This window comes from Gordonia rubripertincta, from assembly GCF_038024875.1.
GTDB lineage: Bacteria > Actinomycetota > Actinomycetes > Mycobacteriales > Mycobacteriaceae > Gordonia > Gordonia rubripertincta.
The window spans coordinates 4797400-4813361 of record NZ_CP136136.1; the positions used below are offsets into that span (position 1 = coordinate 4797400).

At 66.7% G+C, this 15962-nt stretch carries 16 protein-coding genes and 1 tRNA gene; 6 read left to right on the forward strand and 11 right to left on the reverse strand.

Annotated features, from left to right (window positions below):
- Positions 1-190: 190 nt before the first annotated feature.
- From RVF83_RS21800 to RVF83_RS21815, 4 genes are all read left to right on the forward strand, one after another.
- Entirely contained in the window at positions 191-1099 is a 909-nt protein-coding gene (locus tag RVF83_RS21800; protein WP_005200176.1) for an ACP S-malonyltransferase, read from the forward strand.
- Between the two features lie 124 nt (positions 1100-1223).
- Positions 1224-1526: a meromycolate extension acyl carrier protein AcpM gene (gene acpM, locus RVF83_RS21805; protein WP_005200177.1), complete on the forward strand. Its 303-nt coding sequence runs from the start codon at positions 1224-1226 to the stop codon at positions 1524-1526.
- Positions 1526-2794, forward strand: coding sequence for a KasA/KasB family beta-ketoacyl-ACP synthase (locus RVF83_RS21810; RefSeq protein ID WP_005200178.1), 1269 nt, complete (start codon positions 1526-1528; stop codon positions 2792-2794). Before acpM ends, RVF83_RS21810 begins: the two co-directional genes overlap by 1 nt.
- A 70-nt stretch (positions 2795-2864) precedes the next feature.
- Positions 2865-4316 carry an acyl-CoA carboxylase subunit beta gene (locus RVF83_RS21815; RefSeq protein WP_005200179.1) on the forward strand — a complete coding sequence of 484 codons (1452 nt, stop codon included), beginning with the start codon at positions 2865-2867 and terminating at the stop codon, positions 4314-4316.
- A 292-nt stretch (positions 4317-4608) separates the two neighbouring features.
- Here RVF83_RS21815 and RVF83_RS21820 read toward each other — a convergent pair whose 3' ends face one another.
- The 5 genes from RVF83_RS21820 to RVF83_RS21840 all read right to left on the reverse strand — a co-directional run bounded on the left by RVF83_RS21820 (position 4609) and on the right by RVF83_RS21840 (position 9926).
- Positions 4609-5127 (reverse strand): DUF3145 domain-containing protein, encoded by a 519-nt coding sequence (locus RVF83_RS21820; protein WP_005200180.1) that lies wholly within the window; start codon positions 5125-5127, stop codon positions 4609-4611.
- Between the two features lie 127 nt (positions 5128-5254).
- Positions 5255-6073, reverse strand: a complete 819-nt coding sequence (locus tag RVF83_RS21825; RefSeq protein WP_005200181.1) for a serine hydrolase domain-containing protein — start codon at positions 6071-6073, stop codon at positions 5255-5257.
- A 48-nt stretch (positions 6074-6121) separates the two neighbouring features.
- Positions 6122-7252, reverse strand: coding sequence for an NDMA-dependent alcohol dehydrogenase (locus tag RVF83_RS21830; RefSeq protein WP_005200182.1), 1131 nt, complete (start codon positions 7250-7252; stop codon positions 6122-6124).
- A 180-nt stretch (positions 7253-7432) separates the two neighbouring features.
- A complete protein-coding gene (gene fadD5, locus RVF83_RS21835; RefSeq protein ID WP_005200183.1) occupies positions 7433-9037 on the reverse strand; it encodes a fatty-acid--CoA ligase FadD5 in 1605 nt (534 codons plus the stop codon).
- A gap of 88 nt (positions 9038-9125) precedes the next feature.
- Entirely contained in the window at positions 9126-9926 is an 801-nt protein-coding gene (locus RVF83_RS21840; protein ID WP_005200184.1) for an enoyl-CoA hydratase-related protein, read from the reverse strand.
- A gap of 199 nt (positions 9927-10125) precedes the next feature.
- Between RVF83_RS21840 and RVF83_RS21845 the strand changes: the two genes are divergently transcribed.
- Entirely contained in the window at positions 10126-11400 is a 1275-nt protein-coding gene (locus tag RVF83_RS21845) for a TetR/AcrR family transcriptional regulator (RefSeq protein ID WP_005200185.1), read from the forward strand.
- Here RVF83_RS21845 and RVF83_RS21850 read toward each other — a convergent pair.
- From RVF83_RS21850 to RVF83_RS21870, 5 genes are all read right to left on the reverse strand, one after another.
- Positions 11339-12169: a hypothetical protein gene (locus RVF83_RS21850; protein WP_005200186.1), complete on the reverse strand. Its 831-nt coding sequence runs from the start codon at positions 12167-12169 to the stop codon at positions 11339-11341. The genes RVF83_RS21845 and RVF83_RS21850 overlap by 62 nt on opposite strands.
- A 42-nt stretch (positions 12170-12211) precedes the next feature.
- Positions 12212-12655, reverse strand: coding sequence for a pyridoxamine 5'-phosphate oxidase family protein (locus RVF83_RS21855; protein ID WP_005200187.1), 444 nt, complete (start codon positions 12653-12655; stop codon positions 12212-12214).
- A gap of 56 nt (positions 12656-12711) precedes the next feature.
- Entirely contained in the window at positions 12712-13464 is a 753-nt protein-coding gene (locus RVF83_RS21860) for an isocitrate lyase/PEP mutase family protein (protein WP_005200188.1), read from the reverse strand.
- Positions 13465-13516: 52 nt separating this feature from the next.
- Positions 13517-14164 carry a dihydrofolate reductase family protein gene (locus RVF83_RS21865; protein ID WP_005200189.1) on the reverse strand — a complete coding sequence of 216 codons (648 nt, stop codon included), beginning with the start codon at positions 14162-14164 and terminating at the stop codon, positions 13517-13519.
- An 82-nt stretch (positions 14165-14246) separates the two neighbouring features.
- Positions 14247-15107 carry an SDR family oxidoreductase gene (locus tag RVF83_RS21870; protein WP_005200190.1) on the reverse strand — a complete coding sequence of 287 codons (861 nt, stop codon included), beginning with the start codon at positions 15105-15107 and terminating at the stop codon, positions 14247-14249.
- Between the two features lie 111 nt (positions 15108-15218).
- Here RVF83_RS21870 and RVF83_RS21875 point away from each other — a divergent pair, with 111 nt between their 5' ends.
- Positions 15219-15611: a winged helix-turn-helix transcriptional regulator gene (locus RVF83_RS21875; protein ID WP_005200191.1), complete on the forward strand. Its 393-nt coding sequence runs from the start codon at positions 15219-15221 to the stop codon at positions 15609-15611.
- A gap of 121 nt (positions 15612-15732) precedes the next feature.
- On the opposite strand, the gene RVF83_RS21880 is transcribed toward RVF83_RS21875, so the two are convergent.
- Positions 15733-15805: transfer RNA gene (locus RVF83_RS21880), tRNA-Asn, on the reverse strand.
- Positions 15806-15962 lie beyond the last annotated feature (157 nt).

A 15962-nucleotide genomic window follows, 5' to 3' on the forward strand; every position in this document is an offset into this window, starting at 1 on the left:
ACTGGCAACATGTCCGATTCACGATTTATGCTGATAGGAGCCTTAAGAGCACGTTTCGGTAACGAATCTCAGCCTGATGACGAAGCAGGTGACACTGAGGTCAAGTTTGTGGGAACCCCACAAAACCCGGCATCAAGGTTCATGCTTCTCCACACCCACATGGAGCGGGCAAAGGGTGTTCTCTGGTCACGTGCTTTCGTTGCTTGCTCCCGGCCAGGGTTCCCAGACACCCGGCATGCTCACGCCGTGGCTCGACCTGCCCGGCACCCGTGATCAGATCGCCACGTGGTCCAAGCTCACTCAACTGGACTTGGAAAGACTCGGTACCACCGCCACCGCGGAGGAGATCACCGACACCGCGGTGACCCAGCCGCTGGTCGTCGTCGCCGCCCTCCTCGCCTTCGACGAGGTCCGCAAGAACGGTGAACTGCCCGCGGACGCGGCCGTCGCCGGCCACTCGGTCGGTGAGCTCGCCGCCGCTGCCATCACCGGCGTCATCTCCGCCGACGAGGCCGTCACCCTCGCCGCGATCCGCGGCGCCGAGATGGCCAAGGCCTGTGCCCTGGTGCCCACCACCATGGCCGCCGTTCTCGGTGGCGACGAGGCCGCGGTACTCGCCCGCCTCGACGAGCTCGAGCTCGTCCCGGCCAACCGCAACGCGGTCGGTCAGATCGTCGCGGCCGGCGCCGTCGAGAAGATCGACGAGCTCATCGCCTCGCCGCCGGAGAAAGCCCGCATCCGCAAGCTCGCGGTCGCCGGCGCCTTCCACACCCACTTCATGGCCCCGGCGCAGGACGCGGTCGCCGCCGCGGCGGCGAAGATCACCCCGGCCGACCCGAATCGCACGCTGCTGTCCAACTCGGACGGTCAGCCTGTAACGAATGGCGTCGACGCACTGACAAAACTGGTAGGCCAGGTCACCAGGCCGGTCCGCTGGGATCTCTGCTCGGCGTACCTGCGGGACAACTCGGCCACCGCCGTCGTGGAACTGCCACCGGCGGGCACGCTCGTGGGGATCGCCAAGCGTGAGCTGAAGGGCACCCCATCGCTGGCTCTCAAGGAGCCCGGCGACATCGCGAAGATCGCAGAACTTGGATAGCGGTCGCGGTTAGTCCGCGACCCCCGGAAGATCGGCGCCCGGCGCCGATCTGTCCAAGCGCGCGGGCTACACGTCCGTCAGACGCTCCGGAATCATCAACCCGAACACGAAAGGGAACCACACAGTGGCTGCCACCCAGGAACAACTCATTGCCGGCATCGCCGAGATCATCGAGGAAGTCACCGGCATCGAGCCGTCCGAGGTGACGATGGAGAAGTCGTTCGTCGACGATCTGGACATCGACTCGCTGTCCATGGTCGAGATCGCGGTGCAGACCGAGGACAAGTACGGCGTGAAGATCCCCGATGAGGACCTCGCCGGTCTGCGCACCGTCGGCGACGCCGTCTCGTACATCCAGAAGCTCGAGAGCGAGAACCCCGAGGCTGCGGCTGCCATCAAGGCCCAGGTCGAGGCAGACCAGAACTGATGAGCTCCCCCTCCCTCCGCGACTACTCGACGCTGGGTGGGAACTTCCCGAGCGTGGTCGTCACCTCCATGGTGGCGACCACCTCGCTCGGCGAGGATCTCGACTCGACGTGGAAAAACCTGCTGGCGGGTGAGTCGGGCATCCGCGAGCTGACCGACGACTTCATCACCAAGTACAACCTGCCGGTGCGCATCGGCGGTCGGCTGCTGACGGATCCGTCCGAAGAGGTCACGCGAGTCGAATCTCGTCGGATGGCCTACGTCGAGCGCATCGCCCACGTGCTGAGCAAGCGTCTCTGGACGCAGGCCGGCGAGCCCGAGGTCGATCCCGACCGTCTCGCCGTGGTCATCGGCACCGGCCAGGGTGGCGGCGACGCGATGATCGACGCCGTCAAGGCCATGGAAGGCACCGGCAACTACCGCAAGGTGTCCCCGCTGGCCGTCTCGATGGCCATGCCCAACGGCCCGGCGGCCGTCGTCGGCCTGAACATCGGCGCCCGCGCGGGCGTGATCACCCCGGTCTCGGCGTGCTCGTCGGGTGCCGAGGCGATCGCACATGCATGGCGTCACATCGTCATGGGTGACGCCGACATGGTCGTCACCGGTGGCGTCGAGGGACACATCGACGCAGTGCCGATCGCGGCGTTCTCGATGATGCGTGCGATGAGCACCCGCAACGAGGATCCCGCTGCCGCCTCTCGTCCGTTCGACAAGGACCGCGACGGCTTCGTCTTCGGCGAAGGTGCCGCGATGCTCATCCTCGAACGCGAGGAGCACGCTCGGGCCCGCGGTGCGCACATCCACGCACGCCTGCTCGGTTCCGGCATCACCTCCGACGGCTTCCACCTGGTTGCCCCGGACCCCAGTGGTCAGGGCAACGCCCGCGCGATGACGCGGGCACTGCAGACCGCCGGTCTCCAGAAGTCCGACATCACCCACATCAACGCGCATGCGACGTCGACGCCGATCGGCGACACCGCCGAGGCCGCCGGTATCACCGCTGCCATCGGTCAGCATGCTGCGATCTACGCGCCGAAGTCCGCTCTGGGACACTCGATCGGTGCGGTGGGTGCGCTCGAGTCGGTCCTGACCATCAAGAGCGTCGAGGAAGGCGTCATCCCGCCGACCCTCAACCTCGAGAACCAGGACCCGGAATGCGACATCGACGTCGTCCACGGTGAACCCCGTTACGGACAGATCGACTACGCGATCAACAACTCGTTCGGTTTCGGTGGGCACAACGTGGCGCTCGCCTTCGGTCGCTACTGAGCGTCGGCTCCCCGCCGATCTCGGTAGTGCCTGAGACGAACCACGCCCGACACCCTTGGAGGAGACTGCGATGACGACCTTGGCTCCCATGGCCGGCCGCGAAGAAGCCGCCGATCCCCGCGACCCGCTGTTGCGGCTGACGAACTTCTTCGACGAAGGCACCATGTCGTTGCTGCATCCTCGCGACAAGTCCGGGGTCCAGGCCGCGGTCGGCCTCGTCAACGGCGTTCGCACGGTCTCCTACTGCACCGATGGCACCGTCATGGGTGGTGCCATGGGTGTCGTCGGGTGTGCTCACATCGTCAACGCCATCGACACCGCCATCTCCGAGCAGGCGCCGGTCATCGGCATCTGGCACTCGGGTGGCGCCCGCCTCGCCGAGGGTGTCGAGGCGTTGCACGCCGTGGGTCAGGTCTTCGAGGCGATGGTCCGGGCCTCCGGATACATCCCGCAGATCTCCGTCGTCGTCGGCTTCGCGGCCGGCGGCGCGGCCTACGGACCCGCCCTCACCGACATCGTGATCATGGCCCCGGCCGGTCGCGTCTTCGTCACCGGGCCCGATGTGGTCCGCAGCGTCACCGGCGAGGACGTCGACATGGAGTCGCTCGGCGGCCCCACCACTCACGGCAAGAAGTCCGGCGTCTGCCACATCGTGGCCGACTCCGAGCCCGACGCCCTGTGGCGCGCGCGACGTCTCGTCTCGACATTCAGTCAGCAGGGCCACTTCAACCGTGAACTGGCCGCGGCCGGTGACACCGACCTGAAGGCCCTGCTGCCCGAATCCGCCCGCCGCGCTTACGACGTCCACCCGGTCGTCGAGAAGCTGCTGGACACGGCACTCGCCGCCGACGGCGAGACCGAGATCTCCAGTTTCGAAGAGCTGCAGGCGAAGTGGGCGCCGAACATCGTGATCGGGTTCGGCCGGTTGTCCGGCCGCAGCGTTGGCGTGATCGCCAACAACCCGCTGCGCATGGGCGGCTGCCTGAATTCGGAGAGCGCCGAGAAGGCCTCCCGGTTCGTCCGCCTCTGCGATGCCTTCGGCATCCCGCTCATCGTCCTCACCGACGTCCCCGGCTACCTGCCGGGCGTCGGACAGGAATGGAACGGTGTCGTCCGACGCGGCGCCAAACTCCTCCACGCCTTCGCCGAGTGCTCGGTCCCCCGCGTCACCCTCGTGACGCGAAAGATCTACGGCGGCGCCTACATCGCCATGAACTCGCGGGCGCTCGGTGCCACCGCCGTATTCGCCTGGCCCGGTTCCGAAGTCGCCGTCATGGGCGCCAAGGCCGCCGTCGGCATCCTGCACAAGAAGGCCCTCGCCGCCGCACCCGACGACGAGCGTGAGGCACTCCACGACCGGCTGGCCGCCGAACACGAGGCCATCGCCGGCGGTGTGGGACGCGCACAGTCGATCGGCGTCGTCGACGAGATCATCGACCCGGCCCGCACACGCAGCATCATCGCCGAGGCACTCGCGGCCGCCCCCGCTCGACGCGGACGTCACAAGAACATCCCGCTCTGACCAGCGGACGTACACACGAAGAACGCCACCGGTTCTCACCGGTGGCGTTTCTCGTGTGTCCCTGAGCTCGCGGGACGAATCACCGCGCTCCCTGGGAAGTCTGTATTCTCCGCAGCGTCAGGAAGTTTCCCACTTCTTGCGCCGACGAAACCCCGTCTCGCGCCTACCGGGCGTGTCGTTCCTCACAACCGAGGACGCCGCCTCGCTCCTCAGGGAGCGCCCGGAGCTTGCAAAGCGTCTCCCCGGGTCCCTGAGGATCGCCCGGAGCTTGCGGAGGGCGCGTCTCGAAGGGTCAGCCGACCCGCTGCTGCAACCAGGTGACCTCGGCCCCGGCACCGCCCATGCGGTACTGCTCGAGCGCGTCGTCCCAGGCCGTACCGAGAGCGGCTTCGAGCTCGCCGGCGAGACCGGCACTGTCGGGCTGCGATTCGATCATCGAGCGCAGCTGGTTCTCGCCGATGATGACATCGCCGTTGGCACTGGTCGATCCGCGCCAGAGCCCCAGACCCGGCACGTAGCTGTAGCGCTCGCCGTCGACACCCTCGCTCGGGTTCTCGGTGACCTCGAACCGCAGCGCCGACCATTCGCGCAGAGCGGTCACCAGACGTGCCGCTGTCCCGACCGGCCCTGCCCAGTCGACTGTTGCACGCTGCATACCCGGTTCGGCGTCCTGGGCCGACCATTTAAGGTTCGCGCGCGCGTTCAGGGTCGACGACAGAGCCCACTCCACGTGTGGGCACAGCGCCACCGGCGCCGAGTGGATGTAGACCACTCCTGTTGTCATGTCCGCAAACTGGTTCAGATTGCGCACCTTTTCACCTCCGTTGTCGACGAGGAACGTCTTCCCCAACACACCTCGCGACTTCGGATATCACACTCGTGGGATTCATTGTGCCCCATGATGCGCGTGTTGCGCTAGTTTCTCGTGCGAGAAAGGTTCATTTCTGTGACGAAAGTTCACTGACGACCCGGTCGTTGAACTCGCTCCACAACGGTTTCGCCCACGGCCCGAAGGCCCGGTCGGTGAGGACGACGCATGCCGCCTGCAGTTCGGGGTCGACCCAGAGGTAGGTGCCGGCCTGACCGAAGTGCCCGAAGGTCCGGGGCGAGTTGCCCGTCGCGGTCCAGTGCGGGGACTTCGCCGATCGGATCTCGAACCCGAGGCCCCAGTCGTTCGGGCGGTGCCTGCCGTAGCCGGGAACGAAGCCGTCGAGTCCTGGGAACTGGACCGATGTCGCGTCGGCGAGGGTCTCCGGTGCCAGTAGTCGAGGCGCGAGGAGTTCCTGCGCGAAACGCGCGAGGTCGGCGGTGGTGGACCGCGCCCCGTGCCCGGCGGGCCCGTACAGTTCGGTGGACTTCATGCCAAGCGGTGCGCAGACGGCGTCGGCCAGGTACTCCGCGAAGCCGATGCCCGCGGCCTGCTCCACCGTCTCGGCCAGGATCTCGAAGCCCGCGCTCGAATAGATGCGCTTCTCTCCCACCCCGGCCTCGAGATCCCGCGAGTCGAAGGCGAGTCCCGATGCGTGTGCCAGGAGGTGCCGGATGGTCGCCCCGGGAGGGCCGGCCGGATCGTCGAGCTCGACCGCTCCCTCTTCGACCGCCACCAGAATCGCCTCGGCGACCAAAAGTTTGGTGATCGAGGCGAGTTCGTAGACGCGAACGGGGTCGCCGAATTCCTCGGCGACCCCGTCGCGGGTGATGATCGCCGCCGACACATTGTCGACAGGCCATTCCGTCAGAGATTCAAGGACCGACACATCGGGTCACGTTACCCGTGCCCGCGTGCCGGCCGGTGGGCACAGGGCTCACCAATCCTCTTCGGTGTAGCGGATGACGCCGCGGATGTTGCGGCCGTCCAGCATGTCCTGGTAGCCCTCGTTGATCTGGTCCAGACGGTACTGGCGGGTGATCATGTCGGCGATGTTGAGCTTGCCGATCTTGTACATCGACAGCAGCTGCGGGATGTCGAGCTTCGGGTTGGCGCCACCGAAGATGGAGCCCTGCAGGTTCTTCTGCAGTAGCGTCAGCATCGCGAGGTTCAACGTCACGTCGCTCTCGAGCATGTTGCCCATGCCGGTCAGCACACAGGTGCCACCTTTGGCGGTGATGCCCATCCACAGGTCGACGTCCTTGCCGTGGACCTCGCCGACAGTGACGATCACCTTCTGGCACATGCCGCCGTGGGTGGTCTCCGCGATCGCCATCGCGGCCTCTTCGACCGACGCGAATGCCGCGGTGGCACCGAACTTCAGCGCCTGCTCACGCTTCCACTCGACCGGGTCGATGGCGAACACGTTGCGGGCACCCGAGATGACAGCGCCCTGGAGGGCTGCCGTACCGACGCCGCCGACACCGACGATCGCCACGTCCTCGCCGGGACGGACGTCACCGCTGCGGGTCGACGAGCCGTAGCCGGTGGGGATACCACAGCCACACAGTGCGGCGACCTCGAACGGGATGTCCTTGTCGATCTTCACCGCCGACGCCTCGTGGACCACCATGTAGGGCGCGAAGGTGCCCAGGAGGGTCATCGGGTAGACGTTCTCGCCGGCTGCCGTCTGGATTCGGAACGTGTTGTCCGACACCGCTTCGCCCTGCAGCAGCATGGCGCCGAAGTCGCACAGGTTGGCCATGCCCGACTGACACGACGGACACTTGCCGCACGACGGGATGAACGACAGCACAACGTGGTCGCCGACCTCGAAGTCGGTGACGCCCTCGCCGACCTCGGCGACGACACCCGCACCCTCGTGGCCACCCAGGATCGGGAACCCGGCCATCGGGATGCCGCCGGTCATCAAGTGATGGTCGGAGTGGCACATGCCCGCCGCTTCCATCTTGATCTTGATCTCGTGGGCCTTGGGATCGCCGATCTCGATCTCCTCGATCGCCCACGGCTTGTTGTGCTCACGCAGCAGCGCGCCCTTTGTCTTCACTGGTCTCCTCCGTTCGAACCCGGCAACAATCTCGCCCCGGGAAGTCCGTCGAGCGACGGGTTGCCGTCGCTTGTGACTGTAGTCACTCAATCACAAAAGTGAAACGTGTTCTAGTCCGTGTTCCATCGCCACCGGCAACCTCTCGATCGCCGAATCCGACGCCGGGACACCGCGACAGGGTCAGTCGGCCAGACCGGCGTCCTTGGAGCCGTAGCTCGCCCGCAGGGTCGGCTTGACGACCTTGCCACCGGCGTTGCGCGGCAGCTCGTCGACGATGACCAGGTCCTTCGGGTGCTTGAAGCGGGCCAGGTTCTCGTTCAGGTAGGGCTCGAGGTCGGCCAGGGCCAGGTCGGTGACGCCTTCGGCCAGGACGACGACCGCCACCGGCACCTCGCCCCACTTCTCGTGCGCGCGGCCGATGATCGCGGCCTCGCTGATGCTCGGGTGACCGAACAGGACGTTCTCGACCTCGGCGCAGTAGATGTTCTCGCCGCCCGAGATGATCATGTCCTTGGCGCGGTCGACGACGTAGAGGAAGCCGTCCTCGTCCTCACGCACGAGATCGCCCGAGTGGAACCAGCCGCCGGCGAACGCATCGGCGGTGCCCTGCTCGTTCTGCCAGTAGCCCTTCATCATGTTGGGCCCGCGGTACACGATCTCGCCGACCTCGCCCTGCTTGACGTCGTTGCCCTCGGGGTCGATGATGCGCGCGGTCACCGAGGGCACGACCTTGCCGATGGAACCGATCTTGTTCAGCGCGTCCTTTCCCTCGAGCACGCAGGTGATCGGCGACATCTCGGTCTGACCGAAGACGGCGACGTTCAGCGCGTCGGGGAAGGTCTCGTTCATCGCCCGCAGCACCGTGTCCGACGCGGGGGCGGCACCCCAGCTGATGACGCGCAGCTTCAGGTCTCGCGGCTTGGCCTGCTGGGCGGCGCAGACGGCTTGCCACTGAGCCGGCACCAGGAAGATCGAGGTGGTGCCCTCCTTCTCGATGGTGTCGAGCATGTCGTTCGGGTCGAAGGCACCGAGCGGATGGATGACCGACAGCGCACCCATGTAGAACAGCGGCGCCATCGCGCCGAGTCCCGCGATGTGGAACATCGGCGCGACGCACGATCCGATGTCGTCGGATCGCGTCTGCAGCGCCTGCAGACAGGTCACCGCCTGCGCCTGCATGTTGGTGTGGGTGAGCATGGCGCCCTTGGGCTTTCCGGTGGTACCCGAGGTGTACATGATCAGCGCGACGGTCTCTTCGGGGACGTCGATCTCGGGCAGGTCCGAGGAGCCCTCGGCGACCAGGGCCTCGTAGTCGAGGTGGCTGTCCTTGTCCGATCCACCGACGACGACGATGTGGTCGATCGCATTGGTCGACGCCGCGACGGCGTCGGCGAGCGGGGCGAGCATCGTCTCGGTGACGATCACCTTGGCACCGCTGTCGTTCACGAGGAACGCGATCTCGGCCGGGCTCATACGGATGTTCACCGGCACCGGGATGGCGCCGATCAGGTTGGCGCCCAGCACCGCTTCGACGTACTCGCTGCGGTTCAGCAGGACCACGAGGATGCGGTCACCGAACTGGACGCCACGACGGGTCAGGGCGGCGGCGAAGGCGCGGGTCCGCTCGTCGAGTTCCTTCCAGGTGGTGACCTCGCCCTGGAACTTCAGGGCCGGGCCCTCGGGGTTCATGAAGGCGTGGCGCTTGATCTGGTTGTTCCAGTGGTTGCGGCGGGAGCGCAACGGTTCGGTGGCGAGGTCGGTGACGGTGTCGACGGTCGCGGTCATACGATCGGTCTCCTTGGTGTCTGTCGTCGTGACGAAGGTGGGTCGTGAATGCGTCTGCGGGAGTGCGGTTTCGGCGCTGTCTCCGAGCTCACTTCTTGCCGGCGAAGGCGGCGATGGCGGCCTGGAACTCCGGCGACTGCAGCAGTTCGGTCTGCCCCTCGAGTTCTCGCGCGATCGCGGCCTCGAAGCCCGACATGGTGTGGGCGTCGAGCGCGGACTTGGTGAGGCGCAGTGCGGACCGACTCTTGCCGGCGAGCTTCGCGGCTACCTTGTCGACGGCTTCGTCGAGGGCGGGCCGGTCGTCGTAGACACCGTTGACCAGTCCCGCCGCGAGAGCCTCAGGGGCGCGAAGCTTTTCACCGAGGAGCGCGAGTTCGTTGGCGCGGACCCGGCCCACAGCTGAGGTGAAGAGCATCGACGCGCCGCCGTCGGGCATCAGGCCGATGTTGATGAAGGCGAGCAGGAAGTACGACCGCTTCGTCGTGTAGATGAGGTCGGCGGCCAGGGCCAGCGAGGCACCGATGCCCGCGGCCGGTCCATCGACGGAGGCGATGACCGGAACCTGGGACGAGCGGACCGCGCGGGCGAGTTCCGAACCGGCGGAGATGATCCCGCGAGCCTGGTCGGGGTCGAGCCCCGACGAACCGTTGGCCGTCGACTGTGAGTTGATGGAGACCACGTCGGCTCCGGCGCTGAAGCTCCCGCCGGCACCGTCGAGAACGATGACGCGGACGTCGTCGCTCTTCGACCACTCCTCCATCGCAGCCTTGATGCCGTGGTTCGCCTCGGTGTCGAGCGCGTTCATCTTCTCCGGGCGGGAAATCGTCAGCCGCGCGACTCCTCGGTCGTCGACCGAGGTCACGATTGCCTGGCTGGTCTCGTCGCTCACTGCACTCCCCACTCGTGGCCGGACAGATAGACACAGATTCTCGGATCTGTGCCATCGCCTAGAGTACTACCACAGTGCGACGCAGATCACGAGAATCTTGGTTAACTTATACTCGTCACTGAAGACCCCTTGCTGGGTTTTTCGGACGATCGCCCCGAAAATCATGTGTGAACGTCGTATCCGGATAGAGTGTGTCGCCATGACCGTGCGCCCGGGGACGTCGACCTCTGACACGTCTCAGACCGTCGCGCCGGGCACCCGACGACGCCGTCCGGCCGACCGCAGGCGACTCATCATCGATGCTGCGGCGAAAGCATTCAGCGACGGCGGTTACCACGCGGTTCGCCTCGACGACATCGCCGATGCGGTGGGGATCTCCGCGCCCGCGCTCTACCGGCACTTCCCCAACAAGTACGCGCTGTTCGCGGAGACCACCGCCGTGCTGGCCCAGTCGCTGCGGTCGGCGCTCGATGCGGTGGAACCCGCCGGCGACGACGAACTGCGCGACCTGCTCGTGGCGATCACCGCGGCCTCCTTCGAGAACCGCCGCACCGGTGGCCTGTACCGGTGGGAGTCCCGGTACCTCGAGCCGGCCGACCGGGACATCGTCCGCGACGTCGTGGTGCACCAGCACCGCCGTGTTCGCGCGGCGGCGCGACGCCTGCGCCCCGAGCTCGGCGATGCCGACGCCAATCTGACCGTCGCCGCGATGACCAGCGTCGCGGCCAGCCCGACGACCCATCGCTCCTCGCTGCCGGCGCGCGAGGTCACCACCCTCATCTCCGATACCGCGTTCGACCTGCTCGACGTCGACCTCCCCGATCCGGTGCAACCGCCGGCTCCCGCCGTTCACGGCCTCGCACCGGCGGCGAAGCGCGAGATCATCCTGACGGAGGCGATCAACCTGTTCGCCGCCCGCGGCTTCCGCGACGTCACCATCGAGGACATCGCGCATGCCGCGGACCTTCCGGCATCCGGCGTGTACCGCCACTTCCCGAGCAAGGTCGCGATCCTCGAGGCCGCGTTCTGGCGGGCGACCGACCGCGTCACGACCGCCATCTCCGACGCCCTCGCCGATGCGACGACGCCGCACGAGGCGCTCGTCGGAATGGTGCGCCGATACGTTCGACTGACCTGCAGCTCAACCGATCTGATCAGCGTCTACGAGACCGAGATCGGACACGCCACGCCTGAGGCCCGGGATGCGCTGCGCCATCAGCAACGCATCACCGTCGATGAATGGGCGACCTGGATGAGTCGCGAGCGAGCGAACCTCCCGATCACCCACGCGCGGTTCCTGGTGCACGCCGCACTCAACGTCGTCACCGACCTGTCGCGGCTGCGGCCACAACCCTCCCCCGAACGCATCGAGGCGCTGTCGGTGCGAATTCTGCTGGGCGGGAACGTAACTCCTACAGCACCGCGAAGTCGTCCATCAGCCAGCGGCCGTCCTGCTGCACCAGGGTCACCTTGACGCGTGTCTGGTACGGGAACCCGTCGGGGAACTCCTGTGCGGTCTGCGGCGACTTGACGGTCTGGTCGAGTGTCACGAGCACGACGGCTTTCTCGTCGTCGAGCGACATGATGCCGGCGTTGTCGGCCTTCGCGGTCGACACGGCCGCTGCCTCGGTGGAGCCCTTTCGGGCGTCCTGCGAGGACTCGATGTAGGTCTGGGTGAACGCGGGAGTGGAGATCTCGCGGATTCTGCGGTCGAGGTCGGAGTAGTCGGCCGAGTTGTAGGTGGTGATCTCGGCGGCGTACTTGCGTGCGGTGTCGAGGATCGTCGAGTCGATCGCGCCGGCCGCAGTGCCTGCCCGACGGTCGGCATCGACGTAGGCGACGGCCAACACCGCGGTCGACGCCGCGAGGATGACGGCAACCGCCACCAGTGCGAGGACTGCCCAGGTCTTCTTGCCGAGACTCGTCGCCCAACCGGTCCAGCGGTCGCTCTTGCCCGACGCCGCGGGCGGGTCGAGCTTGCGCGGTGTGCGGTCATTCGCGACCGTCTCGTCGGAGTCGATCGAGTCCTCGAGCGCGGCGTCGGCATCGACCGCCTCCCCGCGACGGGCCGCCTTGCGGGCCGCTTTCGCGGCCTTGGCCTCCGCCTCGGCCCGATACTTCTCCCGGTTCGTGCGGTTGGCCTGCAGGAACTCGTTGCCGTCGAGCGGGGTCACGCCGTCTTCGACGTCTGTCGTCGCCATGCTGGCGTCGGGGGCGTCGGAGGTCTGACGAGGCTTCGGCATGGGTTCAATGTAGCGATGCCGCCTCGCGCTTTGTGTCCGGCGTCATACCACCGGCAGGTCGCCGAGGCTGCCGAGGTTCAGCGACACCCACTGCTGAGGGTCGAGGTACACCTTGGTCTGCGGACCGTGTTCCTTCTCGGCCATCTCGATGTACGGTTCGACGGCCTGCTGCGGAAGGTAACGAGATGCCATCTCGCGCAGGTCGTCCCGGGTTCCGGCGACCATGTCGACGGCATCGCCGGACACCGAGACGTACATGAGGCGCGGCGACACCTCGTCGACCATGAGGGTGAACCGCCCCGCCGCCCGGATGAGGTTCAGCTTCCGCGACTCTGTGCCGGTGAGCAGCCATGGCCGGCCGCCGGGCTCGTACTGGTACCAGATCGGCACCGTCAGCGGCGCCCTCCCGGGCTCGGCCTCGACGGACAACGCCGCGACGTGTGGTTCTGCCAGAAACGCTTCTCTTTCGTTCTTGGTGAGTGCCATGCCCCGACGGTAGACCCGGCGTCTGACAGTTCGCGCCCGATTCGCGCCGGTCGTCCCTACTTCCAGGGAGCGAGAACCTCGGCGGCGCGTTCGGCGAGCACCATCTGGAACAGCGGGCCGAAGCTCACGCGTCCGACGCCGAGCGCGGCGAGTGCCGCCTTGTTGTTCTTGGTCGGGTGCCCGATGGCGTTGACCGGGAGCGGAAGTTCGTCCGCGAGCCGCTTCTGCGTGGCGTCGTCGTGGAAACCGACGGGATAGAGCACGTCGGCACCGGCCTCTGCACACAGCTTCATCCGGGCGATGGCGCGGTCGACGCGGTCGGATTCGTCGCCGACCTGCTTGAGAAACAGGTCGGTGCGGGCGTTGACGACGACGTGGACATCGGTGGCGTCCGACGCCGCCCGCAGGGCGCCCACGAAGTCGGCGTGCTCCTGCGCCTCGCGGAGTCGGCCGCCCTCGCTGTGGACGGTGTCCTCGATGTTGAGGCCGACAGCACCGGCGTCGATGAGGCCGTCGATCAGCGTCTTGGGGTCTTCGCCGTAGCCGGATTCGATGTCGACGGAGATCGGGACGTCGACCGCTGCGGTGATCTGTTTGATCCGCGTCGTGAGTTCCCCGAAGGTGATGCCCTCGTTGTCGGGTTTGCCGATCGAGTCCGACACCGGGTGACTACCGACGGTGAGTGCGGTGAATCCCGCGGACACCGCCAGATTCGCCGACCATGCGTCCCACACCGTCGGCAGGATCACCGGGTCTCCGGGCCGGTGGAGTTCGAGCAGGGTCTTGGCCTTGTCGGCGAGTTCGGTCATGACCCCTACAACTACGCCGGTCGACGCGCACATTCCGGGAGTTGGCGAAAAACTACTTCCGCCAGAACAAGTGGTGGGTGACCCCGCTCGGACTCGGGACCACTTCGTGCTCGAAACGGTCCTCCAACTCGGCGGGCGAGTTCCACAGCCGCAGTCCGTTTCCGTAGGTGACGGGTGCGACCGCGATGTGCAGCGTGTCGATGAGATCGGCGTCGAGGAACTCCCGGACGGTGCTGACTCCCCCGCCGATCCGGACGTCCTTGCCGTCGGCCGCGGCCTTCGCCTTCTCCGCCGCCTCGGCCGGTGTGGCGTCGAGAAAGTGGAATGTGGTCTCACCCAACGTGAAGGACGGTCGGAGGTGATGGGTCAGGACGAAGACCGGGGTGTGGAACGGCGGCTCGTCGCCCCACCACCCCAGCCAGTCATGGTCGGTCCACGGACCTCGCTGGTGCCCGAACTTGTTGCGGCCCATGATCTCCGCACCGATGTTGTGGGTGAAGTCGCGGGTGAAGTAGTCGTCGAGTCCGCGGGTGCCGCCGGGATCGGTGCGGTTGGGCCAGCTCGCGGTGGCCCCTGCCCAGGACATCAGTTCCCAGGGTTCGACGGTGTCACCGAACGGCCGCTCGAAGGTCTGGTTCTCGCCGGCACCGATCCCGTCCTGCGAGACCGCGAAGTTCTGCACTCTGAGTAGCTGCGGCATGTTTTTCCGCTCCTGTCGTCGTCGGCCAATCCAACCAGGACAGACTCGACGCCGCAGCGAAACTCATCGGTGCGGAGCAGTGTCAGGCGGTAGCGACTCGGACGATCTCGGCGACCGGCGTCGACGACCGGCCGATGAGCGCCTGAAGGTCACCGGACGTGGTGTCGAGCTCGCCGCGGGCGATGCCGGCATCGGAGCCCGCCAGCACGGCGGCGAACTGCTCTGGGACGCCGTTGTCGGCGAGCACCTTCGCATACTCGGCCTCGGGCAGGTCCCGGTATTCGACGGTCTTACCGGCCGCTTCGCCGATGATCTTCGCGAGGTCGGCGTAGGTGATGCGCTCGTCGCCGCCGAGCTCGTAGATTTTGCCACCCTGGTCGGCGTCAGCGGTGAGGACCGCAGCGGCGGCAGCCGCGTAGTCGGCGCGGGCCGCACCGGCAACCTTGCCCTCGCCGGCCGCACCGAACAGTGCGCCGGTGGCGGCAGCCTGCCCGATGGCCTGCAGGTAGTTCTCCCAGTACCAACCGTTGCGGAGGAAGACCGCGGGGATCGACGACTCGGTGAGACGCTTCTCGGTGGCGACGTGTTCGGGCGCCAGCCCGAGTCCGCTCGTCGCGGCATTGAGGAGGCTCGTGTAGGCGATCAGCCCGACGCCCCCGGCTTCCGCGGCCTCGATCACGTTGGTGTGCTGCGGAACTCGACGTCCGACCTCCGAACCCGAGATCAGGAGCAGCTTGTCGACACCGTCGAGTGCGCGTCGAAGTGCCTCCGGGTCGTCATAGGAGGCGACGCGGATCTGGACGCCCTTCGACGCAAGGTCGTCGGCCTTCGCCTCATCCCGCACGATCGCCACGATGTCCGCGGCCGGGACTCCCCGTGCGAGCAGCTCGCCGATCACCAGTCCACCGAGCTGCCCCGTCGCACCCGTCACTGCAATCGTCATGGTCGTTCTCCCTCGTCGTCATGGTCTGTCCCCGAGACAGTACCCACTTACTTTTCGTAAGTGCAATACGGTTGGTTAGCCAATCGGTGTGACCTTCGCTAACCTGAGGCCATGCCCGACCACGACGACCAGTCCCTCGAGGCGGACGTCTTCGCACGCGACTGCTCGTCGAGGTCGACTCTGCAGACGGTCACCGGGCGCTGGGGCAGCCTGGTCCTGATCGCGTTGGGCGAGAGCAACTATCGGTTCAGCGCACTTCGACGCCGCGTCGACGGCGTGAGCGAACGGATGCTGTCGCAGACGCTCCAGAACCTGGAGCGCGACGGCATGATCGTGCGAACCGTCCTGGAGGCGATCCCGCCGAAGGTCGAGTACCACCTCACCCCGCTCGGCCGGCAGGTCGCCGACCAGTTGCAAGGACTCATCGACTTGGTGCAGGACAGCATGCCGACGGTGCGCGAGGCGCAGGCGGAGTACGACTACCGGCACAGGGCGAAGGCCTGACCCGTCCGCGCACCAACCGCAAACCCCCGCGAAGGTGTTGATTCTGCCGAAAGAGGGCGGGTTTGTGTGCGCCGACGAAAAAACCCGCCGCCTGCTTTCGCAGGGGCGGGCTTCTCGTTTGCTCCCCCAACTGGACTCGAACCAGTAACCGTTCGATTAACAGTCGAATGCTCTGCCAATTGAGCTATGGGGGATTGCTCTGGTCCCCGCGAGGCGTCGTGAACGCATCACTTGAACCGAGGACAGACTCTAGCGCATGCCGCCGCCGGACAACAAAACGGCAGGTCAGCGAAGGGACAGCTGGGGCAGTTGGTTCCGGTATCCGGAACCAACTGCCGCAAATCCTCCAGT